Genomic DNA, 391 nt, shown 5'->3' on the forward strand with positions numbered 1-391 from the left:
GCTACGTGCCGGACGTGCCGCGCAAGTACAGCGTCAAGGCCAAGAACGCCCAGGAGGCCCACGAGGCGGGGCGCCCCACCGACATGGGCCGCCTGCCCAAGACGGTGGCGCGCCACCTCGAGCCCGAGCAGGCCCGGCTCTACGAGCTGATCTGGACCCGCACCATGGCGAGCCAGATGGAATCGGCCGAGCTTGAGCGGACCACCGTGGACGTCACCGCCAAGGTCGGGCCGCGGACCATCGACCTGCGCGCCACCGGCCAGGTGGTGAAGTTCGACGGCTCCCTGACCCTCTACCAGGAGGGCAAGGACGACGAGGAGGACGAGGAGAGCCGCCGCCTGCCGCCCATGAAGGCCGGTGACCCGCTCACCCGCGAGCGGATCAGCGCGAC

Annotated in this window: 1 protein-coding gene; it reads left to right on the forward strand. The window is 71.1% G+C overall.

Going from position 1 to position 391, the window contains the following annotated elements; translation table 11 throughout:
- The coding region (locus ACLBXO_RS31750; protein ID WP_447687918.1) for a DNA topoisomerase at nucleotides 1-391 on the forward strand (391 nt) is incomplete at both ends.

Source organism: Methylobacterium sp. C33D (assembly GCF_053345825.1).